Origin of the sequence: Streptomyces sp. YIM 121038 (genome assembly GCF_006088715.1) — a bacterium.
In the GTDB taxonomy this organism is placed as follows: Bacteria; Actinomycetota; Actinomycetes; order Streptomycetales; family Streptomycetaceae; genus Streptomyces.
This window is the reverse complement of record NZ_CP030771.1, coordinates 2,512,720-2,532,663: the sequence shown is the minus strand read 5'-3', so window position 1 is coordinate 2,532,663 and position 19,944 is coordinate 2,512,720. Positions and strand designations below refer to the sequence as shown.

Annotated in this window: 24 protein-coding genes; 15 read left to right on the top strand and 9 right to left on the bottom strand. The window is 67.1% G+C overall.

The window, feature by feature from the left end; genetic code table 11:
• The first annotated feature begins 38 nt into the window (after positions 1 to 38).
• The 5 genes from C9F11_RS10445 (at position 39) to amaP (ending at position 2,572) form a co-directional block, all read left to right on the top strand.
• Positions 39 to 533 (top strand): Asp23/Gls24 family envelope stress response protein, encoded by a 495-nt coding sequence (locus C9F11_RS10445; protein WP_138959003.1) that lies wholly within the window; start codon positions 39 to 41, stop codon positions 531 to 533.
• A gap of 125 nt (positions 534 to 658) precedes the next feature.
• Positions 659 to 844 carry a hypothetical protein gene (locus C9F11_RS10440; protein WP_138959002.1) on the top strand — a complete coding sequence of 62 codons (186 nt, stop codon included), beginning with the start codon at positions 659 to 661 and terminating at the stop codon, positions 842 to 844.
• Between the two features lie 3 nt (positions 845 to 847).
• On the top strand, positions 848 to 1,243 hold the full coding sequence (locus tag C9F11_RS10435; RefSeq protein ID WP_138959001.1) for an Asp23/Gls24 family envelope stress response protein: 396 nt from the start codon (positions 848 to 850) through the stop codon (positions 1,241 to 1,243).
• A complete protein-coding gene (locus C9F11_RS10430; protein WP_138959000.1) occupies positions 1,240 to 1,986 on the top strand; it encodes a DUF6286 domain-containing protein in 747 nt (248 codons plus the stop codon). The genes C9F11_RS10435 and C9F11_RS10430 overlap by 4 nt, the downstream gene beginning before the upstream one ends.
• Positions 1,987 to 1,993: 7 nt before the next feature.
• The gene (amaP, locus tag C9F11_RS10425) at positions 1,994 to 2,572 is read left to right on the top strand and encodes an alkaline shock response membrane anchor protein AmaP (protein ID WP_138958999.1); all 579 of its coding nucleotides are present in this window, start codon (positions 1,994 to 1,996) and stop codon (positions 2,570 to 2,572) included.
• Between the two features lie 82 nt (positions 2,573 to 2,654).
• Here amaP and C9F11_RS10420 read toward each other — a convergent pair whose 3' ends face one another.
• The 3 genes from C9F11_RS10420 to C9F11_RS10410 form a co-directional block, all read right to left on the bottom strand.
• Positions 2,655 to 3,434: an alpha/beta hydrolase gene (locus C9F11_RS10420; RefSeq protein WP_212767813.1), complete on the bottom strand. Its 780-nt coding sequence runs from the start codon at positions 3,432 to 3,434 to the stop codon at positions 2,655 to 2,657.
• Positions 3,435 to 3,606: 172 nt separating this feature from the next.
• On the bottom strand, positions 3,607 to 4,362 hold the full coding sequence (locus C9F11_RS10415) for an SDR family oxidoreductase (protein WP_138958998.1): 756 nt from the start codon (positions 4,360 to 4,362) through the stop codon (positions 3,607 to 3,609).
• Between the two features lie 5 nt (positions 4,363 to 4,367).
• A complete protein-coding gene (locus tag C9F11_RS10410; protein ID WP_138958997.1) occupies positions 4,368 to 6,161 on the bottom strand; it encodes a glycoside hydrolase family 15 protein in 1,794 nt (597 codons plus the stop codon).
• A 142-nt stretch (positions 6,162 to 6,303) separates the two neighbouring features.
• Here C9F11_RS10410 and C9F11_RS10405 point away from each other — a divergent pair, with 142 nt between their 5' ends.
• Positions 6,304 to 6,594 carry a hypothetical protein gene (locus C9F11_RS10405; protein WP_138958996.1) on the top strand — a complete coding sequence of 97 codons (291 nt, stop codon included), beginning with the start codon at positions 6,304 to 6,306 and terminating at the stop codon, positions 6,592 to 6,594.
• A gap of 13 nt (positions 6,595 to 6,607) precedes the next feature.
• On the opposite strand, the gene C9F11_RS10400 is transcribed toward C9F11_RS10405, so the two are convergent.
• Positions 6,608 to 7,399, bottom strand: a complete 792-nt coding sequence (locus C9F11_RS10400; protein WP_138958995.1) for an SURF1 family protein — start codon at positions 7,397 to 7,399, stop codon at positions 6,608 to 6,610.
• Between the two features lie 86 nt (positions 7,400 to 7,485).
• Positions 7,486 to 7,614 (bottom strand): hypothetical protein, encoded by a 129-nt coding sequence (locus tag C9F11_RS49650; protein ID WP_269078077.1) that lies wholly within the window; start codon positions 7,612 to 7,614, stop codon positions 7,486 to 7,488.
• A 546-nt stretch (positions 7,615 to 8,160) separates the two neighbouring features.
• Here C9F11_RS49650 and C9F11_RS48580 point away from each other — a divergent pair.
• Positions 8,161 to 8,373 carry a hypothetical protein gene (locus C9F11_RS48580; RefSeq protein ID WP_138958994.1) on the top strand — a complete coding sequence of 71 codons (213 nt, stop codon included), beginning with the start codon at positions 8,161 to 8,163 and terminating at the stop codon, positions 8,371 to 8,373.
• Positions 8,374 to 8,387: 14 nt separating this feature from the next.
• On the opposite strand, the gene C9F11_RS10390 is transcribed toward C9F11_RS48580, so the two are convergent.
• Positions 8,388 to 8,588, bottom strand: coding sequence for a DUF397 domain-containing protein (locus C9F11_RS10390; protein WP_138958993.1), 201 nt, complete (start codon positions 8,586 to 8,588; stop codon positions 8,388 to 8,390).
• Positions 8,585 to 9,415 carry a helix-turn-helix transcriptional regulator gene (locus C9F11_RS10385; RefSeq protein WP_138958992.1) on the bottom strand — a complete coding sequence of 277 codons (831 nt, stop codon included), beginning with the start codon at positions 9,413 to 9,415 and terminating at the stop codon, positions 8,585 to 8,587. The genes C9F11_RS10390 and C9F11_RS10385 overlap by 4 nt, the downstream gene beginning before the upstream one ends.
• A 184-nt stretch (positions 9,416 to 9,599) precedes the next feature.
• On the opposite strand from C9F11_RS10385, the gene C9F11_RS10380 reads away from it, so the two are divergent.
• The 3 genes from C9F11_RS10380 (at position 9,600) to C9F11_RS47320 (ending at position 12,257) form a co-directional block, all read left to right on the top strand.
• Positions 9,600 to 9,809, top strand: a complete 210-nt coding sequence (locus tag C9F11_RS10380; protein ID WP_138958991.1) for a hypothetical protein — start codon at positions 9,600 to 9,602, stop codon at positions 9,807 to 9,809.
• 965 nt (positions 9,810 to 10,774) lie between these two features.
• Positions 10,775 to 11,266, top strand: coding sequence for an NUDIX domain-containing protein (locus C9F11_RS10375; protein ID WP_171075694.1), 492 nt, complete (start codon positions 10,775 to 10,777; stop codon positions 11,264 to 11,266).
• A gap of 817 nt (positions 11,267 to 12,083) precedes the next feature.
• Positions 12,084 to 12,257 carry a hypothetical protein gene (locus C9F11_RS47320; RefSeq protein ID WP_171075693.1) on the top strand — a complete coding sequence of 58 codons (174 nt, stop codon included), beginning with the start codon at positions 12,084 to 12,086 and terminating at the stop codon, positions 12,255 to 12,257.
• 71 nt (positions 12,258 to 12,328) lie between these two features.
• On the opposite strand, the gene C9F11_RS10365 is transcribed toward C9F11_RS47320, so the two are convergent.
• Both C9F11_RS10365 and C9F11_RS10360 read right to left on the bottom strand, forming a co-directional pair.
• Positions 12,329 to 13,528 carry an IS110 family transposase gene (locus C9F11_RS10365; protein ID WP_138958988.1) on the bottom strand — a complete coding sequence of 400 codons (1,200 nt, stop codon included), beginning with the start codon at positions 13,526 to 13,528 and terminating at the stop codon, positions 12,329 to 12,331.
• A 480-nt stretch (positions 13,529 to 14,008) separates the two neighbouring features.
• On the bottom strand, positions 14,009 to 14,398 hold the full coding sequence (locus tag C9F11_RS10360; RefSeq protein ID WP_138958987.1) for a ParB N-terminal domain-containing protein: 390 nt from the start codon (positions 14,396 to 14,398) through the stop codon (positions 14,009 to 14,011).
• A 2,472-nt stretch (positions 14,399 to 16,870) separates the two neighbouring features.
• On the opposite strand from C9F11_RS10360, the gene C9F11_RS10355 reads away from it, so the two are divergent.
• The 5 genes from C9F11_RS10355 to C9F11_RS10335 all read left to right on the top strand — a co-directional run bounded on the left by C9F11_RS10355 (position 16,871) and on the right by C9F11_RS10335 (position 19,563).
• Positions 16,871 to 17,161: a hypothetical protein gene (locus C9F11_RS10355; RefSeq protein WP_138958986.1), complete on the top strand. Its 291-nt coding sequence runs from the start codon at positions 16,871 to 16,873 to the stop codon at positions 17,159 to 17,161.
• 157 nt (positions 17,162 to 17,318) lie between these two features.
• Positions 17,319 to 17,555, top strand: coding sequence for a hypothetical protein (locus C9F11_RS10350; protein ID WP_138958985.1), 237 nt, complete (start codon positions 17,319 to 17,321; stop codon positions 17,553 to 17,555).
• Positions 17,556 to 17,562: 7 nt separating this feature from the next.
• Complete coding sequence (locus C9F11_RS10345) at positions 17,563 to 17,835, top strand: hypothetical protein (protein WP_138958984.1); 273 nt, start codon at positions 17,563 to 17,565, stop codon at positions 17,833 to 17,835.
• 380 nt (positions 17,836 to 18,215) lie between these two features.
• Positions 18,216 to 18,434, top strand: a complete 219-nt coding sequence (locus tag C9F11_RS10340) for a hypothetical protein (RefSeq protein ID WP_138958983.1) — start codon at positions 18,216 to 18,218, stop codon at positions 18,432 to 18,434.
• Between the two features lie 799 nt (positions 18,435 to 19,233).
• The gene (locus C9F11_RS10335; protein ID WP_138958982.1) at positions 19,234 to 19,563 is read left to right on the top strand and encodes a hypothetical protein; all 330 of its coding nucleotides are present in this window, start codon (positions 19,234 to 19,236) and stop codon (positions 19,561 to 19,563) included.
• Positions 19,564 to 19,944: the final 381 nt, after the last annotated feature.

The window sequence follows — 19,944 nt, the reverse complement described above, 5'->3', positions numbered from 1 at the left end:
TGCGAGGAGCAGATCCCCAGTCGTAAAGGACCGCGGTGATGACCGACACCTCAGAGCACAGGACGCCCCAGACGCTGGAGAAGAGCGCGCACGACTCGCCCGACGAGTCCGGGGGCCGGAGCGGGTCGGTACGGCGCGGCGGCGGTGATCCGGCGACCCGGGGGCGCACCACCATCGCGGACGGCGTGGTGGAGAAGATCGCCGGACTCGCCGCCCGTGACGTCGTCGGCGTCCACGCGATGGGCGGCGGCCTCGCCCGGACCTTCGGGGCCGTGCGCGACCGGGTGCCCGGCAGCTCGAAGTCCGTCACGCGCGGCGTGAAGGCCGAGGTCGGCGAGGTGCAGACGGCCCTCGACCTGGAGGTCGTCGTCGAGTACGGCGTGTCGATCGCCGATGTCGCGCGCGCCGTGCGGGAGAACGTCATCGCGGCCGTGGAGCGCATGACCGGCCTCGAAGTGGTCGAGGTGAACATCGCGGTCAGCGACGTGAAGCTGCCCGACGACGAGGACGACGAACAGCCCCGGCTGCAGTAGCGCGCGCGGCGCACGGCGCGGACCGCACGGCCCGCACACCATTCGGCGCCCGCGCCGTCGGAGTCGTGGGCGCCACCCGGGGGAACAGCCTCAACAGCACACGCGCAGGAGCGAAGGAGCGCACGATGAGCATGGCCGTCATCGGCATGATCGCCGGAATGGCCCTGGGCTTCGCCGGGTACTTCGGCGGGTTCGGCGCCTTCCTGCTGGTGGCCGCGTTGGGCGCCATCGGCTTCGTCGCGGGGCGGTTCCTCGAAGGGGACCTGGAGCCCGGCGACTTCTTCCGTACGCGCGGCGACCGGCGGCGGTGAGCGGTGGCGGCGGAGGTCGTGGGGCAGGTCGCGCCCGCCGAGCGCGGCGCGACCCGGATCGCCGACCGCGTCATCGCGAAGATCGCCGCACGCGCGGCGCGGGAGGCGCTGTGGTCGCTGCCCGAAGGGGCCGCGCCGCCGCACGCCACGGTCAGCGTCCTGGCCAGGGCACGCGGCTCCGCGCGCGCCGGTGAGGCCCCGTCCGCGGCCGCCCGCGTCCGCATCAGCCTGGAGCTCGACTACCCCAGTGACATCGGCGGCCAGTGCGCGGCCGTGCGTCGCCACGTCACCGAGCGGGTAGAGGCGTTGGCGGGCATGGAAGTGCCCGAGGTGGCGGTCCAGGTCGAGCGGCTGCACTCGGCGCAGGCGCGGGCCGCGGCACAGGGGAGGACCCGATGAGCGAGCCCCACGACCCGCACGAGGCCCCCGGGACGCACGAGGCCCCCGACGGGACCGGCACGGCCCGCGGGCCGGGCGGCACCCGGCCCGTGCCCGTCGTCGAGCGGGCCCCGGACGGCTCCGACCCGGCGGCGGGGCCGGAGCAGTGGACGTCCGCGGCGTCCTTCGAACCGCACCCCACCCTCGCCCCCGACGAGGACAAGGCCCCCCGCTTCTGGTCCGCGCGCCGCGTGCCCGCCGCGCTCGTCGCGCTCCTGCTCCTCGGCGGCTGCGGGCTCCTCCTGTACGACGTCGTCGCGGTACGGGCCGACCACCCCGCGATGCGCTGGCGGCGCGAGCTCGCGCGCGAACTGGCGCAGCGGCCGCTGGACAGCACGGCCGTGCTCGCCGGTGCCGCGGGCGCCGTGGCCGTCGGCCTGTGGCTGCTGCTCCTCGCGGCGACGCCGGGCCTGCGGGCCGTCCTGCCGATGCGGCGCGGGCACGCCGACGTCCGCGCGGGGCTCGACCGGGCCGCCGCCGCGACCGTGCTGCGCGACCGGGCCATGGACGTGGCGGGCGTGCGGTCGGTCCGGGTCCGCATGACCCGGACCAAGGTCGACGTGCGGGCCGAGTCGCACTTCCGCGCCCTCGACGACGTCCGCGGCGACCTCGACCGGACCCTGGCCGACGGCATCCGGGGCCTCGGACTCGGCAGTCCGCCCACGCTCTCCGTCCACGTCGCCCGGCCCGGGAAGAAGGGGTGAGCCCGCCATGCCCCGTACGGTGAACCGCGTGCTGCTCGGCCTCGTCGGCCTCGCCCTCGTCGTGCTCGGCGGCGCCGTCCTCGCCGTCGGCCTCGGCGTCTCGCCGCCGTCCTGGTGGCTGCACGACGGGCGGCACGACGTGCTGCTCAGCGCGGCGCAGCGCACGCGGTGGCGCGAGCGCGGCTGGTGGTGGCCCACCGTCATCGGCGCCCTCGCGCTGCTCGTGCTCCTGTCGCTGTGGTGGCTCACCGCCCAGCTGCGGCGGCGGCGCCTCGCGGAGGTCCTGGTCGAGACCGGGGACGGCGAGGGGGCGCTGCTGCGGGGCCGGGCGATGGAGAGCGCCCTGGAGAGCGAGGCCGCGGGGCTCGACGGGGTGGGGCGGGCGCGGGTCCTCCTGACCGGGCGGCGCAACGCGCCCGAGGCGCGGGTGGGGCTCGTCCTGGAGGCCGACGCCGTGCCCGAGGACGCGTTGCACCGGCTGTGCGTGGAGGCCCTGGCCCACGCCCGGGACTCGGCGGGCCTGGCCCGGCTCCCGGCGACGGTCCAGCTCCGGGCGGACAAACACCGCCCGGAACGCGTGACCTAGCCGTATCGGCCCGCAGGGTTGTTGACTCGACTGCCGGTCGTACAGGCCGGCGTCGCCTTCAGCGGGTTCACTTCATGTGGGTTCACTTCATGTGCGTGTCGAACCAGTCGAGCAGCTGCTCCGGGTGTTCGGGGAAGTAGGTGTAGCCGTCCCAGCGGCGGGTGCTGCCTTCGATCCAGAACAGCTTCTTGTCGGCGACGGGGATCGCGTCGAAGATCGCCTGTACGTCCTCGGGCCGGGTGAGTACGTCATCGCGGACCTGGGTGATGAAGGTGGGCACCTGGCAGCTCTTCGCGTACTCGATGGGCGACACCTGGTCGATGGTGAAGCTGGTGACCAGCTGGAACGCCCGGTCGAAGTCGTCGATCCGGTCCGCGATGCCCATCGCGCCGAGGGCCTGTCCGGCCATCACGCGCAGGGAGACCGGCTGCGGGTTGACCAGGCAGCGGACGTCCTCGAAGAGTTCGGGGTGGCGGGCCATCGCGACATAGGTGGAGTTGCCGCCCATGCAGCGGCTGAGCAGACCGAGCGTCATTCCGGCGGTGTCGGGCCGGGACTTGACGTACGTGAGCGAACCGGCCACGTCACGCGACTCGAACAGGCCCCAGGTGAAGAGCCCGCCGTTGGCGGCACCGCTGTGGCCGTGGTTGCGGGCGTCGTAGGTCAGGATGTTGTAGCCGGCGTCGTGCAGGGCCTTGTACTCCGGCAGGAAGTCGACCTCGAAGTCGTTGCCGCCGGGGACCATCTGCTTCCACGGCTCCAGGTGCGAGGGGAAGCCGTAGCGGTTCATCGGCAGCGGGTGGTTGGCGACGATCAGCTTGTCCGAGCCCGGCTGAACATCCCGCCGACCAGGCCATTTCACTGGTGAAGGGTGTCCTGCCAGTGCACCCCACCGCGGTAGCGGCGGGGCGGCGATGAGGACGGCGTGCGGGCCGCGAGGTCGGGGCCGGGCCGGTCGCTGGGGTGGTACGGGTGGGCGGGTGGGAGAGAACCCCCGCCGCGGTAGCGGCGGGGACCGCGGCCGGAGCCCGGGGCTAGAAGCCGTGGCGGGAGCCCCCGTCCACCGGCAGCATCACGCCGGTGACATACGACGCCGCGGGCGACAGCAGGAACGCCGCAGCCCGCCCGAACTCCTCCGGAGCCCCGTACCGCCGCAGCGGAATGCCGGACTCGGAGGCGTGCCGGGACGCCTCCGGATCGGCGGTGAGCCCGTCCAGCTCGCGCACGCGCTCCGTGTCGATGCGCCCCGGCAGCACCCCGACGACCCGGATGCCGCGCGGCCCGAGCTCGTCCGCGAGGGACTTGGCGAATCCGGCGAGGCCGGGGCGGAGGCCGTTGGAGATGGTCAGGCCGGGGATGGGCTCGTACACGGACGCGGACAGGACGAAGCCGATGACGCCGCCCTCGCCGAGCTCCGCCGCCGCGGCCCGCGCGAGCCGTACCGCGCCGAGGAACACCGACTCGAACGACGCCTGCCACAGCTCGTCCGTGGCGTCGGCGGCGAAGGCGAACGGCGGGCCGCCCACGCTGACGAGGATGCCGTCGAAGCCGCCGAAGCGCTCGCGGGCGGTGGCGACGAGCCGGGCGGGTGTCGCGGGGTCGGCGTTGTCCGCGCCGACGCCGACCGCGTTCGGGCCGAGCTCCGCGGCCGCCGCGGCGGCCGTCTTCTCGTCGCGGCCGGTGAGGACGACTTTGGCGCCGTCCTCGACGAGGGCGCGCGCGGTGGCGTTGCCGAGGCCGCGGGTGGCGCCGGTGACGACGTAGACACGGTTGTTCAGGCCAAGATCCATGCGCCCTATCCTGCCGTGCCGGGGTCGGGGCCGAACAGGGAGAAGGCGGTAGTGACGAGACCCACGTGGCTGAACGCCTGTGGGAAGTTGCCCAACTGGCGGCCCTGTGCCGCGTCGTACTCCTCGGCGAGCAGCCCCACGTCGTTGCCCAGCTCCAGGAGCCGCTCGAAGAGGGCGCGGGCCTCCTTCGTACGGCCGGACAGGTGCAGCGCGTCGGCGAGCCAGAACGAGCAGGCCAGGAAGACGCCCTCGTGGCCGGGCAGGCCGTCGACCGTGACGCCGTCGGTGCTGTAGCGGCGCACGAAGCCCTCGCGGGTGCCGAGGTCCTCGCGGACGGCGTCGATGGTGCCGAGGACGCGTGGGTCGTCGGGCGGCAGGAAGCCCACGCGCGGGATCAGGAGCAGGGCGGCGTCCAGCTCCCGGGAGCCGTACGACTGGGTGAACGTGCCCCGGTCCGCGTCGTAGCCGCGGGCGCAGACCTCGTCGTGGATCTCGGCGCGCAGCCGCCGCCAGCGGTCCGCGTCGCCCTCCAGGCCGGGCCGGTCCTCCAGGGCGCGTACGGTGCGGTCGGCGGCGACCCAGGCCATCACCTTGGAGTGCACGAACTGGCGGCGCGGGCCGCGCACTTCCCACAGCCCCTCGTCCGGCTCGCGCCAGACCCGCCGCAGGAACTCCATGAGCGCGAGCTGGATGCGCCAGGCGTGCGGACGCGTCGCCATGCCCGAGCGGCGGGCCAGCCAGAGGGAGTCGACGACCTCGCCGTACACGTCGAGCTGGCGCTGGCACACGGCCGCGTTGCCGAGGCGCACCGGCACCGAGCCCGCGTACCCCGGCAGCCACGCGGCGTCCGCCTCGGGCAGCCGCCGCTCGCCCCCGAGCCCGTACATGATCTGGAGGTCCGCGGGGTCGCCCGCGACCGCCCGCAGCAGCCAGTCGCGCCAGGCCTCGGCCTCATCGCGGTACCCGGCGGTGAGCAGCGCGGCGAGCGTGAGCGTGGAGTCGCGCAGCCAGCAGTAGCGGTAGTCCCAGTTGCGGACGCCGCCGAGCTCCTCCGGCAGGGAGGTGGTGGGGGCGGCGACGATGCCGCCGGTCGGGGCGTACGTGAGGGCCTTGAGGGTGATCAGGGAGCGGACGACGGCGTCGCGGTGCGGCCCCTCGTAGCGGCAGTGCGCCGCCCACGCCCGCCAGTCGTCGACGCTCTCGCGCAGCGCCCGCCCGGCGTCGATGAGCGGCGGGCGCGGCTCGTGCGAGGGGTGCCAGGTGAGCACGAAGGTCACGCGCTCGCCCGCGCGGACGGTGAACTCGGCGTACGTGGCGTCCGCGCGGCCCCAGGAGCGGACGTCGGGCTCGGCGCGCAGCCACACCGCGTCGGGGCCCGCGACCGCCACCCGGTGGCCGTCGGAGCGGCGCATCCAGGGCACGACCGAGCCGTAGTCGAAGCGCAGGCGCAGCGTGCTGCGCACGGTCACCTCGCCCTCGACGCCCTCGACGACGCGCACCAGGTCGGGGGCGCGGTCGCGCTGCGGCATGAAGTCGGTGACGCGGACCGTGCCGCCCGGGGTGTCCCACTCGGTGTCGAGGACGAGCGAGTCGGGCCGGTAGGCGCGGCGGGCGCAGAGGTCGGCGCCCTGCGGAGCGATGCGCCAGTGGCCGTGCTCGTCCTCGCCGAGCAGCGCGGCGAAGCAGGCCGCGGAGTCGAAGCGGGGCAGGCACAGCCAGTCGATGGAGCCGGTCCGCGCCACCAGGGCGGCGGTCTGGTGGTCGCCGATGAGGGCGTAGTCCTCGATGGGTCGCTGCACGGGGGACGGCTTCCCGGTTCGCCGACGCGTCAATCCGGTCCGCGGCGGCAGGGGCAACGGGGGCCGGGTCGCGCGCGGTTGGCCCCCGCGGTTTCGTCCGAGCACCGGACGCGGGAGGCACTCCTTCGGGATACTCGTGAGCATGCCAAACAATGAGGGCGGATGGCGGCCCCCCGGCTACGACGGGCCGGGCTGGGAGCCTCCCAAAGAGCCGCCGCAGGGCCCGCCGCAGGGCCCGCCTCCGGGCGGCGGGCGCGGGCCCGGCGGCGGGTCCCGCTGGAGCGTGCCCGGGGTGGTCGCGGTGATCGTGATCGGGGTCTGGTCCGTCCTGGCCTACCAGTGGACCCAGCAGAACGACTGCGAGCTCGTGGAGTCGTACGGCCTGGTCCTCTCGCACGGCACCCCTGACCCCTGGGAGAGGTGCGGGGACTAGAGGCCGGTGCGTGTCAGGCGGCGGCCGCGGCCGCCTCGGGCGCCGCCTCCGCCGCGGCCGCCTCGCGCCGGTCCCGCACCTCCCGGCGCACCAGGACGATCCACCCGGCCGGCACGCCCGCCGCGAACAGCCACCACTGGATCGCGTACGCCATGTGCGCGCCGATGCTGCTGTGGTCGGGGGCGGCGATGAGCTGCGGGGAGCCGCCGGGGTTCTCCGGCGCGGTCTGCGCGATGTAGCCGCCGAGGACCGGCTTGCCCAGGGCGTGGGCCTGCTGGCCGCTGCTGATCAGCATGATCTGGCGGTCGGGCAGGCCGCGGACGTCCTTGATGCCGCTGGCCGCCGACGTCTCGTCGGCCATCAGACGGCCGGTGACGGTGAGCCGGCCCCTGGGCGGGGCGGGGATCTTGGGGAAGGCGGTCTGCGGGCCGTCGGCGCGGATCCAGCCGCGGTTCACGAGGAGCACCTTGCCGTCGCGCAGGACGAACGGGGTCAGGACGTGGAAGCCGACCTCGTCGTCGGAGTTGGTGCGGCGCCGGACGACGACCTCGTGCTTCGGGTCGTACGTCCCCTCGGCCGTCACCCGGCGGTAGACGTCGGAGTCCCGCACCTCGCGGCCGGGCGCGGTGAGCCGCTCGGCGGGCACCGGCTCGGCGTCGATGACCCGTGCGATCTTGTCGTTGCGCGCCACGCGCGCCTCGTGCCGGTGCAGCTGCCAGAAGCCCAGCTCGATCATCACGGGGATGAGGACGAGGCCGATGAGGGTGAGGATCACCCACTGGCGGGACAACAGGAAGCGGTACACGCCTCTGACGGTACCTGTGCGCGACGGAGCCCCCGACGGGAGGGTCCCGTCGGGGGCTCCAGGGGATTCCTCGCGTATGTCCGCCGTCACACCTTGTCGACGATGCCCACCCGCCCCTCCGCGCGCGAGCAGTGCGCCCCGCAGTACCAGTGCCCGTCGGCCTCGACGCCCTGGCCGATGATGCGGCACCGGCAGTGCTCGCAGATCGGCGCCATGCGGTGGATGGCGCAGGAGAAGCAGTCGAAGACGTGTACTCTCCTCTGCGACGAAACTGGTACCGGGTAGGGCGGGAGTGTGCTGCATCTATGACTAGCAGTGAGTGGGTCGAGTACTGGCTGTTACGGGCTCCGGAGTTGTCGGAGGGCGCACTAGACGACATCCACCAACTCTTGGTCACAGCACCTGATGACGAAGAGTGATCGCCGCAACAGGCAACTCAAGGCCCCTGCCCTCCTCTCCGTCCGCACGAAGGGCCCGCTGGCCGCGGACCTGGAGATAGCCCTCCGGGCAGGCTGCACGACGACGGAGGCCACCCGGGCAGCTTTCAGGCTGCTGGCTGAGACGATCTTCGAAGCCTGGTCGACCGGTGAGACGCCCGTAGGGGTCATGCCGGATGGGCTGATGCCCGATGACCGGGGTGTATGACAGGAGAGTCGACAAACGACGAGCCCCCTCGGAGTTGAGGGGGCTTCGTTGTGCGTGACGTCAGACAGGCGGGCGATGCTGTCGCGGGATGGGCGCCGGGGGCGCATGGTGGAGCCATGGGCCCGGCTCCGATAGTCGTCCATCACCCGTCGCCGTCTGGCGGACGACGGGTGACAGCACGAGACGAGATCTTGGGACTCGCGCACTCCGATCGGGACGTGATCGAGTTCCTGCGCCGTGCAGGCCTGCCAGATCCGGAAGGGCTGCTCGATGACCCTCGCTGGGTCGAGTGGCGCGGCGGGCAGCCGCACGAGTACGACGCTGCCTAAGGGCGGCGTAGGCGTCAGTGCGTCGCGGCGAAGGATATGAAATGTGCCCACGAGGCGGCTGAGACTGCCAACACGGGGCCTTCAGACTTCTTGCTGTCTCGCACGTACATGGTCTCTTGGGTGGCGCCGTGGGCGCACTCCACGCAGTTGCCCCCCTCAGGACCGCTGTAACTGGACCTGGCCCACGAGTTGGCCGGGGGCGGGTTCGTGATCACAGTCTCTCCATTAACTCTCTGATGAGGTCCGCGCTAGCGCGGCGTGAGAGGGCCTCCCCCGTCAACTCATCGTATGCGCGCGTAGCAGCCCGGACGTGCTCCGGGTCCTCAATGATGGTGGCAGTACGGTAGGCCTCAACGCACGCGACCGTCACGTGATTTGGCGACGTCAGGAGGCTGATCGCCCCATCGATGAGTAGATGAGCCTCTGCGTCGAGGGGAAGCACCTGAATCCGCGTGGTGGGTTGCCTGGCGTGCGACAGGAGCGAAGCGAGCTGATCCCGCATGTCCTGGCTGGGGCACGGCGCTCGCCTCACAACGGACTCGCACAGCACCACGCGCAGCTCTGGCGGGACTGCTCCCCGAAGGGCGTCCTGTCTGGCAAGTCGTTTCCCGACGTTCGCGTAGACCTCGTCATCGGTAGCCCGCGGGTCGCCCTTCCGTAGGATCGCGCGCGCGTAGCCTCCAGTCTGGAGCAGCCCAGGCACGACGGTGGGCGACCACTCCCAAATGGCAATCGCCTCCCGTTCAAGGTCCATCCGCCGCTGGTAGATAGCTGGGAAGCCGCCAACCCTGATTTCCTCGTACAAAGCCTTGAACACGCCATCAGTGGAGAAGGCTTCGTCTAGACGGGCGGGGAGATCCGGAGGGATGGGCCCCTGCCCGCTTTCCATTCGGCTGATGGTGGACTTCGACGTACGAACCCGCCGCGCCGTCTCGGTCTGGCTCAGTGGGCCAAGCGCACCCCTTTTACGCATCTCCTTCAACGTTTCCCCGAAGCGGCAGCGTGGTGACACTTCGTCCTGAGACGCCTGTTCTAAATCCATCCTCATACCCCTGACCACTCGTCTGGGCACATCAAGATCACGTGGAATCGTCGCTGGTCAGCCGCATGGGCATGCGCCGATCTGACCAAACCGCAGGTCGGGCAGTGAAACGCTTCAGATCGTACGCCTCTGGGTCCAGTCTGGACCTCTTCGGAAGCACCAACTCCACTACGAGGAAACGGCGATGAGCAGCGAAACCACGAGAGTCACCAGCCAGCCCGACGACGCGGCGGCGGTGCCGGACGGCGTGGAGGAGCTGACGGCGCGCATCCGGCACTTCGGCCCCTGGAGCTTGGTCAAGTGGCGCCCGCCGGGCGGCTACGCCACGGGCAGCCACGCACGGCTCACCGCCGCGCTGGACGGGCTTGAGAGGAAGCTGACCGATGGCCAGTGAGATCGAGCGACCGGCCCCCGCGCCGTCGCTGGAACCCGTTGCCCACCCTGAGTGCCGAATCTGCTGTGCCGCCCACCGAGGCCGGTCGGCGGCCCGAGTGCAGCGACGTCCTAAGGGCGTCGACTCGTACAACGCAATCATCGCGGGGCACCCCCACAGCGGCGACATCACTCGAAGGGGGAACGCATGAGTGCCCCGGATGAGAAGAGGCAGGAACCTACGGATGACCTTGTTGTCCACGAGCGGGCGGAGGAGCCGGACAGTATCGTCATGGCCTCTCTGCGGGCGCGAGTAAGGGAAGAGAACGAGCGCAGCGCTTCTTGCGGGCCGTGGGGGTTGATCCTGTGAACCGTCGTCGCATCCTCCGCGCGGGCTTCGGCGTGTGGGCGCTAGGAGCTTTCATTGCCACCGTGGCGCTCAGGGAGCCTCGGCACACCGAGTGGGAGCCGCTGACGCATCCGCGCCCGGGTCGAGTAGACCCCGTGAAGTGCCTTGTGTGTGCGCAGCTCTCGCGCCGGTTGCGGGAAGCCGCTGCCGATGAAGACCGCATTGCCGTAGCGGACACCTTGCGTGCGATGAAGGCCCACAAATTGTTCGGGCACCCCTGGGACCGGCGTGCGCCGGTAGCCCCCGACCACAGGCGCCTGAAATCCTGATGACAGGAGTCGAAATGGCCTCCCCTGCAATACGCCCTGCACGGTCCACGACCGTGAACCATCGGCGCCGGGCCGGGAATCGGCTTCGTCGGGCGAGCGGTAGCACCGTCGCTGGCCTTTTCGTCGGGGCCATTCACCTGGGCCTGATCGGCCTTGTCGTCTACGTGACGGTGAAGAGCATCTAGCTTCCGCCCCCCCCGGGCGGAGAACGAACCTGCCCCCGCCGGAGGAGTCCGACACGCCCCGCAGCCACGGACCCGGCGGGGGCAGGCACCACGCACCCACTCGATCACCACTCAAGGAGACCCCGTGCACAACGAGGTGCACCCTTCCACGCCGTTCCGCAGAATCGACGCGGCTGCCATCATCCACGACGGAGAGGGCCGAGTGCTTCTCATGGGCCCGGCAGACACGCCCGCCATGGTCCTTCCGGGCGGCGCCGCCAACGCCAACGAGTATCCGCACATTGCCGTGCAGCGACAGGTGCGGGAGAAGTCCGGGCTGGTCGTCAGCCCGAACAGGGCGCTTGCTGTCGACTACACGCCCGAGAACGAAGAGGACACCCTATGTGAAGGCATCACCTTCGTGTTCGACTGCGGACGGGTCGACTCGGCAACGAACCTTCCGCCGTATGGAGAGGGCTTCGCTTGGGTGGCCCGCACTGACCTAGCGAACCACGCCGGGCCCTACACAGAACGCCTCACCCGCGCGGCTCTGCGGGCGCGGGAAACGGGCGCAAAACCCTACCTCATGAGGGGTTTTGCCGTCTTCCGGGACGGCGTCGCAAGCGACATTCCCTAGGCCGCCTGAAGACTCGCCGTGCCCGGTATCGGCATTCCTGGGCACGGAATGACCTGGCCCGACGGCCCCGGCCCCGTTCTGGGGATGCCAGGTCAGCAACGGGCCCCCGGCCCCTCCCGATTGCCGGGGGCCCGTTGTGCGACAAGCCCGCCTGCTTCTTCGATAGCCGTTGCGTGGGGGCGCAACGAAGGAAGAGTGGGCATCCCGCCCGCCACCACCCCCCTCCGTAGGTGGAAGTGCGGGCACGGCCCCGGCTAGTACCTGGACGGCCGCTAGCCGGGGCCCAAGACCCACGCGCCGCGTCCTACCTTTGCGCGGTGCGGATGGCCCGGCACGTAGGCCCTGCAAGTAGACGGGGCCCGCTGGGCCAGCAACGGGCCCTCAGGGGTGTGAGGGCCACTGAGGGCCCGTTGTACGGCGGAGCAGCTGCACACGAGCAACGGTGTGAGAGAGACTGCCCACATGAGCAATCCACCTGTGAAGTGCGTGAAGTGCCACAGCGAAGCAGTCGTCACCACCAAGGCAAGGGACGAGAAGAAGGGCGGCGAACTTCGCTGGCGATACCGCTGCCTTGACTGCAATGTGGCCTGGTGGGTCGATGACCATCATGGGTTGCTCGAAGACTTCCGAAGGGATGGACTATGAGCCTCTTCCCCTCAGTGCGCGTCCTGATCCGGCAGATGTCCGAGCTGGGAGACGACACGTGCCCTAGCTGTGGAAGCAAGAGCGTTTGGCACGACGGTAAGCAGCATCACTGCATGGACTGTGGGGGATCATGGTGAACTCTGATGAACAGTCAGAGGTAGTCGGGGGCCCCATGTCTGCTGACATGGCGTGGGACCGGATTTACCAACTCGCCCTTGACGTGGCGGAACGGTTCGGCGCGACCATCCCCGAAGCCGCCCGATCCGTGGGCGAGTATGAGTTCCTGCAACGCGTGCACAAGTCACCTGACGGCGTGGCCCTGAACTGGGACAAGCGGTTCGCCTGACACGCACACTCCATCCGGCCCCGCCAGTTCGCTTCCCGAGGCAGACAGGCGGGGCATCTCAATGCCCTTTGTCAAGCGGCCCGAGGCAGGGGTGGGGTTGCGGTGAACAGCCGTTTGTCGCGGAGCATGGCCCACAGGACATCCACTCGTCGCCGGGCCAGCGAGAGCACGGCCTGGGTATGCAACAGCCCCTCCTTGCGCTTCTTGCGGTAGTAGTCCTGGGACGGGCCGGGCAGCGTCATCGCCGTGTGGGCGGACATGTAGAAGACGTGCCGCAGGCGCCGGTTGTAGTGCTTGGGCCGGTGCATGTTGTTGGTCCGTCGGCCGGAGTCTCGTGGGACGGGGGCGAGGCCGGCGTGAGCGGCCAGGTGACCTGCGTCCTTGTGCGAGGTCATGTCGCCGACGAGGGCCAGGAACTCGGCGCCGAGGATTGGGCCCATGCCGGGCATGGACTCGATGATTTCGGCCCGCTCGTCCGTGCGGAACAGGGCGGCAATGGCCTGCTCGTTCTCCTTGATTCGTTCGTCCAGTTCGAGGACACGATGGGCCAGCTCGTTCACGAGCTTCGCCGCCAGATCCTCGCCGGGCAGCACAGTGTGTTGCGAGGCGGCGGCCTCGACGGCACGCTCGGCGAACACGGCTGGGGTCCGCACCTTCCGGCGCGCAAGCCATTCCGTCAGCCGTTTCACTCCCATGCGCCGGATGGCGGCCGGTGTCTGGTAGCCGGTCAGCAGGACCAGCCCCGGCCGCTTGCGGAACTCGAAGGCCCGCTCCAGGGCCGGACAGACACCGACCAGGACCTCGCGCAGCCGGTTGATCAGCCGAACCCGGTCAGAGATGAGGTCCTGGCGGTAGCCAACGAGAAGCTGGAGCCCGCTGGACAGCTCCACCGACGGCTCAATGGGGCGGAAGTCCCGCCGTAGCCGGGCCAGGTCGGCGATGATCCGGGCGTCCTTGGCGTCGGTCTTGCCCTCGCCGCGGTAGGCACCGGTCATGCGGTTCACGGTCTTGCCGGGGATGTAGACGACCTGCTGGCCACGCGCGAGCAGAAGGGTCAGCAGCAGAGCGGACGGGCGGCTGGAGATGTCCACCGCCCAGCGGACCTCCTCCGCCATGGCCAGCACGTCGGCGAGAAGCGAGAGGACCTCGCCCTCGTCGTTGATCACCTTCCGCGACAGTAGCCGTTCACCGTCGCCGTCGATCGCCGCCGCCCAGTGGTGACCCTTGCCCGCGTCGATGCCCACCCAGATCAGCTGATGTCTCGTACCCACCGCGCGTCCTCACCCCTAGTGACCTGCAAGTTCGTGGTCCGAGGAACACCCCGCCGTCGAAGCCTTAGTCAGCGATGGGTCGCAACTCTCAATCAGCAGTCAGAGCGTCCAAGGGAACCGGGCGGCCATGCCCCGGGAGCCATCTGCGCGGCACTTTCTCATCAGCCACACCCGGTTCCCCCGGACCAGATCAAACCTGCCCAAGTCGCCTTAGAACCACACCAACAGTTCTAAGGCTTCTCTCATGCCCCGGCGTCCGCCCCGCGTGATAGGCATCCAAGGTCAACGAGTCCTTGCCCTACGCGCTGTCCAGTGCTGCCAGGGCACGCGTCGACCGCCGCGGCCTGGTCGTCGTCGAGCTGCTGCCTGTCGAGTCACGAGAACCACCTCCAAGCCCTGAGCCTCGGCCTGGAACAGCACTTTTGTGGATCTTGGTGGATATCCCCTGGGCTGTGGACAACGCCGTCACCCTGTGAGGGCTCAAACGATGTCGTCGAGGGTGTACGCGGCGCGGATGCCCTCCGGCAGATGGGCCAGGATTTCGGGCCGGTGCATGGTCACCATGAGGTCTTCCGCGGCCACAATGGCCTCAAGGTCCAGGCCGCAAGCCTCGAAGAGGTCTTCCAGGCGGACGGCTGGAACCGACTCCAGTCCTGTGGCTGCGGCGGCCAGGAGGCGGTGAGTACCGCTGTAGGAGATGGCCCACTCAGGGAGGACAACGAGCGGAGGGCCTTGCCAGCCGTGGCGGCGCATGCTGTCGGCAATAGAGGCTACGTGGTCGTCATCCCAAGTCTCCTGCCCCGTGAGATAGCCCTTGGCGTCGATGATGTCGAGGCTGAGCGGGTTGTGGATACCATTCATCTCCTTCATGTGCCCAGTGTTAATGCTGGAGAATGAAGGGTCAAGAGTGCGGCATTAAATGGCATCCTCAAATCCGAGAATCCGGCGCCTATCGCGCGCCGAAGTCTTTTGTTATCTGGATCAGTCACTCAATCAACATCCCCCACCTTCAGGGGTGGGGTTGGATCAGAGCTGCCGTCCCGCCCTCCGGGGCGGGGTTGATTTGATGTCGTCGGCCGGGGGATATAACCCCCGGCCGCATCAATAATGTACGTGTCCTATCGCTGAAACCGGGACAGCGTGTGACGCGGTGCACATCAATGATGATTCATCACTATGCCCGAGCCGGCTCACAGGTCGAATCTGAGGTCGCAGGCCTGCACCAAAGCCCCTGAGAGCCCTTCTGAGGCTCCATGACAGGCCTTCTCGACCCTTTCCAGGCTCGATCCGCGGTAGTGGCTCAGCGAGGCGTACAGGGCTTCAGAAATAATGAAACCCGTACACGATCGAAGGACAGCGCCCCTGCGGTCCTCGCATAGAAATCATCATTGCATTACCCCCGTGCAGGATATGTGTGAAGAATCATTGTTCACGAACGCGCAAGGGTGATGATGATTCATCACTTCGACGTGTCACGCCTGAATCCGTGAGCTGAATTCGCAGCCGCCCGCGTGTCCGTATCGAGTAGCTATCGACGCATGTAAAAGTAAAGAGCAGGCAAAGAAACTTGTGTTTCGAAGAAGGGTAACTTGCCCCATTGTGTCCTGACTTTCAGGCCCTGACCTCTCCTTATGTACCTCGAACGCGCCCGCTGGCCCCAAAACGGGAACTTGTGTTTCGAAGACGGGACGCGCCTAATTGGAGTCGTTCAACCGCCCCGCACCACAAGGGGGCGGGAGAGCAAGCCGGGCCCGGTGAACCAGACCGCGAACGCGACTGGGTGACGGGTGGTCGGTCGAACCTTGATAACTGAACAGAGATGCCCAACATTGAATGATCACCAAGCGTGGGTCGCTACATGCACGGGCGCTGAGTGGCTAGGTCTGCTCAGGCTCGATACCCACCACACATTCCCTACTCAGGGGCGCACGGTGACAGCACGGAAACGTCTGTCTCCCAGTGACGGGACTATGCGTCACACCTACACAGGCAGCGGCCTAGCCGCTCCCACCGTCGGGACTATGCGGCGGGGTCTGTAAGCGTCTCTGAGGCTCGAAAGGGGTCAGCGTCGGAGGCTGACGCCACCAAAGGCCGAACGTCCGCTCAGAACGTCATCTGAGACTGCACCGCAGTGAGGTGCAGAGGGTTCACGTAGTCCCGGAAACGGGGAGCGCATGACGCCACCAATGACACTCGCACCAGCATCGGGGTTGTACCGGTGCACTGCACGACTGAGATTGCCTACGGCTCACTCGCCAGAGGAATGCGGCAAGACGACTACGGCACGGTGACTGACACTCGCCATGCCGTCTGAGTACGTCTCTAAGCGCCGACGGGGAGTGGGCCGGGGGGAGTGTCGGCATATGCAGTAGGAGGGGTTATGAAGACTGCACCGAAGTACAACCATGCGACCCTACGGGCAATGCTCCAGGGGAAGCGTGCCTCGGAATCCGTTGGTCTGTCGTACGCGGACAGGGCAGGTGAGATGCATTTTGGGGTGCTGATATCCATGGGTTCGAAGGTGAGCGTACGGGCAGAGGGATGTCTCGTTGAGGATATTCCGCTGGGGCACATCCATGAGGCATTAGTGATTCCGGCCGTACCGACTTCCCGAAAGGGCCGGTGACCTGGCATGGGCGCATGGCCGTTCATGTTTCTCGCTGTCGCTGCGCTCGCTGTAGCGGCATTCATCATCACTCGGTATTAGGGGTGCTGGCATGGCTTGGCAGTCAGAGCCGGGAAGAGCGCGCTGGTATGGGGAGGTCATCTTCGAGGACGACGACGGGGATACGGGCTACCGCTACGCCTACAGTGCGGCATTGGATGCGCCAGACCCCCGGAAGATCTTCCCCAAGAGCATGTGGGGCCGAATCCTCGGTGCGAAGGTGTTACCGATCTCGAACAATAAGGATTCTCAGGGTCCGGAAGAGGGGGCGGAGTAATGCCTATCCCCAACGAAAAGTACGGTCCGTACAGGAAGTGCGACCGGTGTGGTTGCAATCATCCTGGCCAACTTGTGCGACTTTACGAAACTGGCAAGGAAGAAGCTCTGTGCTTCACGTGCTGGAACCCAATTCGAGGCAATTGCAAGGTGCTGGATTGGATCAACAAGTACGGGAAATTGCAGCATCAGGCTCGCTGACAACGTGCATCGCTGCACTGACCTCGTCATCTACCAACCCCGCCAAGGGATGGAGGTAATAGCGCGGGTGATTGGGTACGGGCATGACCTCTTGGGCCCGTACCTCCGATTGCGAAATCAGGAGATGGGGCACCCCCAGCATGAATACGGGGAAGTGCTGCACGTCTCGACCGGGGCAGACATTCGGAAAGGGAGAGTCAATGATTGATCTGGACACGAACAAGGTGATTCTTCACAAGGTTGTCCGGCGTAAGCCGTTCATTCTGGGGGAGTCGAAAGCACTTGCGCGAAAAGATGTCGTGCAAATGGATGACCGGAGTATCCGCGTCATATGCCATCGTCGGCCCGAACATTTCGACTTCCTTCCTGCGGGAGAGCATGTCGTGACTTTGAGGCTATCGACACTTCAGCGCTTTTTGGACGCTGTGATATTCGTCCGGCACCGTGAAGCGCCGTACATAACCGAGGAACTTCCGGAGTCGTTCGCGTGAGGTGAATTCCGTAGTCGACGGATTGGGGCATGGGTCGATTCCATGCCCTTTCCTGTCTACTGCGTACGGCGGTAGCTGAGTAGCTTCACCGGGTCCACGAATGCGAGTGCCCGGCCTGCAAGGGCGACGGGATCAACGAACTGAAGGGGGCGTAACCATGGGCACATCAGATCACGACCTGTTCGAGCTTCTGGATCAAGGTAAGGACCTGATTACGGATGCACTCGACCTATCTGCCGAAGGTCCGGAGTCTGACGTAATCGAGTTGGCAATGAATGCCGTGAGGGTTCTCCTCCGGAACCCCGAAGCAACCTTTGCTCAGGTGGTTGAAGAGCATTATCCGGACGCGACTCCTGATGAGATCAGGGGTTGGTGGACTAGGTGGGGGAAGTGATCGCACGGTGATTCTGCTTACGGGCTGGTTGGACTGTGCCGGAAATCTCCACATCGAGTCGTCCGCGAAGCTTCCTGACGATACCTCGAAAGAGGATTTCAAGGCGCTGGTAGACGAAGCGGTCGGCAACAACAAGAACGGGTGGGCGGCTTCCTTTCTCGTTGAGAAACACAGGGCGGCATGTCAGGAAGCCTATGAGACGTACGTAAGGGACGACGAGCTAGGCGAGGACGGACCGAGATTGATAGATGAGGTACGCGGGATCCTCGTCGATATGTAGTTCCGGCCGTGAACTTGGGGCACAGAGTAGTTGGCTGTGCCCCTTCTTCATGCTCGGAACGAAACGAGAGGGAAGACTGATGCCGAAACATTCCGTTGCAATCCGCTGGACAGGGCCTGACGGGCGGAAGTGTGCAGAGATCAAGTCGAGTTGGCATTCACGGGAGCGGGCCGAAGCATCGGCTAAGAAGTACGCGGCAGGGTTCTCGCCCGGTACGGCGCTCGAAATTGAGTACCTGGGTGACAACGACGTGACGCGCTACTAGCGACTCAATATCGGGCGCAGAAGAGCTTGGCCGTGAGGTTGCGGCCAACTTGACCTGCGCCCGGTGTTGGGCCTCTAGAGAACCGCTCAGAGGCCATGCAGGCAGGGGTATGAGAATGGCGGAATACGACGTGATCACCCTCAAGGGTGAGCACGGGACCTATCAGACGCGGGTAGGCGCGCTAGACATCATGATTGCCCGCTATCTGCCTGCCTCATCGAACGGTCTTCAGGATCTGATTCGCAAACGGCAGGGCAACCCTGCGTATCACGTAAGCACGGTCAGCGAAGCGCTGATGATCCTGGCTGAGCTGGACGGGTTTGCCACCAACTAACGACAGAAGCAGATGCAAGTTACGTCGCTAGCCACGGAGCAAAGGGCGTGGAGCGGAGAAGTTCCTACCGCGTCCTTTGCTCTGTACCTAGGAGGGGAAATGTCTAAGAGGGTCGGCCCGCACTACAACAGCTTCGTTGCTCAGTATGGAATCAGGTGCGGTGCATCGTGCGAAGAGACGGTGACGCATTGGGCCTGTTCGGAGCGATATGGGGACAAGCACTTCTATTGCGAGCCCCGATGTGAGACGCACGGGTGTGAAGGTGAGCGGAACACTATCTACCGACCGATCGAGAAGGGCTGAAGCCTGATGCACCGGAGTTCACAGGCAATCGCGATGGACCTTCGCTTTCACTTGTACGCGAGTGAGGCGGGGGCGGTTTACCACACCTACCCGAACGGCAGCGGCACGGCACCGGTGTCGGTTGCCTACACCACCGCAGAGCGGGCCGAGAACGCCCGGCGGCGTGACGAAGTCCTGGCGGAGTGGGAGGCCGCTGACCCCTTCGGGCATGGCCTCTGGCGTGAGGCAATGGACAGGGTACGTGCGGGAGATGAGTCGGAGCTGTCCGACGGATGGTCGGCTGAGGCCCTTGAGGATGGGGTGCGAGTAGTCGACCCCTGCCGCTACTGCGAGTCGTGCCGAATCCGCATTCCGTGCGGTGCGTGTGGGCAACGGGTCGAAGTGTCGAAGCAGCAATGGCAGAACGACGTATCGGCGCCGTGCCCGCACTGCCGGGGCGGCAGCGTTGATCTCGTCCATGCGCGCGGACATTCCAACCGGCTCTGAAAGTAGGCAGATGAGCTACACACACAAGGCAGTTGGTATCAGCCCGAACCTATTTGACGTCTGGGTAGATATCGAATGGACTCCCGGAGTCAAGGGCGTGCGTCTGAGTCTTCGGCAGGATGAGGGCTGCACTTTCCTGGGGGCGGAAGAGTGTCCGGACAGCTTCATCGCATTGGGGACTCCGAGCAATCTCGTACTGAATGATGTCGTCATGGGCATTCTCCGGAAATGCCACGTCGGTGCGGATGCTCCCGATTACCTGGAAGACAAGGAAACGGCCGCTTGGGAACTGGCCGATTACGGGGACTTCTATTGGGTGCCGGAGAAGCTAGCGAAGTAGGTCACAATGCCAGAAGAGTGGATTGCATACAGGGTCACGTTCGTTTACTACTCGGATCCGGGTCCGCAGCGCAGAACGGTTTCAATGGAAGTTTCCGCGCACCCTTTACGCTCTGCCCGCAGGGTGAAGCGTCAGGTCTGGCTCATGCTCTTGGAGAAGGGCTACGAACTCGACCTGTCGACGGGCAGCATTGAAGCCGTCGGCACGGACACAGTGAGTGAGGGCTGAAGTGTTGTTGAAGCGCGAGGCGGAGTTGCGTAAGCGACAACACGAGAAGAACAAGACGTCACTTGGTCGCCCGATCTATTGCCGCTGGCATAAGGGCCGCAAGTTCCAGCGGGCCAGGATAAGAGCCAGACAGCATCGAATGGACGGCTGGAG

Bases quoted from the DNA above. Each gene is read 5' to 3' on its own strand.
- C9F11_RS10445 (WP_138959003.1), top strand. From the start codon at position 39: ATGACCGACACCTCAGAGCACAGGACGCCCCAGACGCTGGAGAAGAGC.
- C9F11_RS10335 (WP_138958982.1), top strand. From the start codon at position 19,234: ATGAGCTACACACACAAGGCAGTTGGTATCAGCCCGAACCTATTTGAC.
- C9F11_RS49650 (WP_269078077.1), bottom strand. From the start codon at position 7,614: ATGGCGCCGATCTGCGAGCACTGCCGGTGCCGCATCATCGGCCAGGGC.
- C9F11_RS10350 (WP_138958985.1), top strand. From the start codon at position 17,319: ATGGGCACATCAGATCACGACCTGTTCGAGCTTCTGGATCAAGGTAAG.
- C9F11_RS47320 (WP_171075693.1), top strand. From the start codon at position 12,084: ATGTCTGCTGACATGGCGTGGGACCGGATTTACCAACTCGCCCTTGAC.
- C9F11_RS10360 (WP_138958987.1), bottom strand. From the start codon at position 14,398: ATGAAGGAGATGAATGGTATCCACAACCCGCTCAGCCTCGACATCATC.
- C9F11_RS10385 (WP_138958992.1), bottom strand. From the start codon at position 9,415: ATGGATTTAGAACAGGCGTCTCAGGACGAAGTGTCACCACGCTGCCGC.
- C9F11_RS10355 (WP_138958986.1), top strand. From the start codon at position 16,871: ATGATTGATCTGGACACGAACAAGGTGATTCTTCACAAGGTTGTCCGG.
- C9F11_RS10380 (WP_138958991.1), top strand. From the start codon at position 9,600: ATGAGCAGCGAAACCACGAGAGTCACCAGCCAGCCCGACGACGCGGCG.
- C9F11_RS48580 (WP_138958994.1), top strand. From the start codon at position 8,161: ATGGGCCCGGCTCCGATAGTCGTCCATCACCCGTCGCCGTCTGGCGGA.
- C9F11_RS10405 (WP_138958996.1), top strand. From the start codon at position 6,304: ATGCCAAACAATGAGGGCGGATGGCGGCCCCCCGGCTACGACGGGCCG.
- amaP (WP_138958999.1), top strand. From the start codon at position 1,994: ATGCCCCGTACGGTGAACCGCGTGCTGCTCGGCCTCGTCGGCCTCGCC.
- C9F11_RS10440 (WP_138959002.1), top strand. From the start codon at position 659: ATGAGCATGGCCGTCATCGGCATGATCGCCGGAATGGCCCTGGGCTTC.
- C9F11_RS10340 (WP_138958983.1), top strand. From the start codon at position 18,216: ATGGCGGAATACGACGTGATCACCCTCAAGGGTGAGCACGGGACCTAT.
- C9F11_RS10415 (WP_138958998.1), bottom strand. From the start codon at position 4,362: ATGGATCTTGGCCTGAACAACCGTGTCTACGTCGTCACCGGCGCCACC.
- C9F11_RS10430 (WP_138959000.1), top strand. From the start codon at position 1,240: ATGAGCGAGCCCCACGACCCGCACGAGGCCCCCGGGACGCACGAGGCC.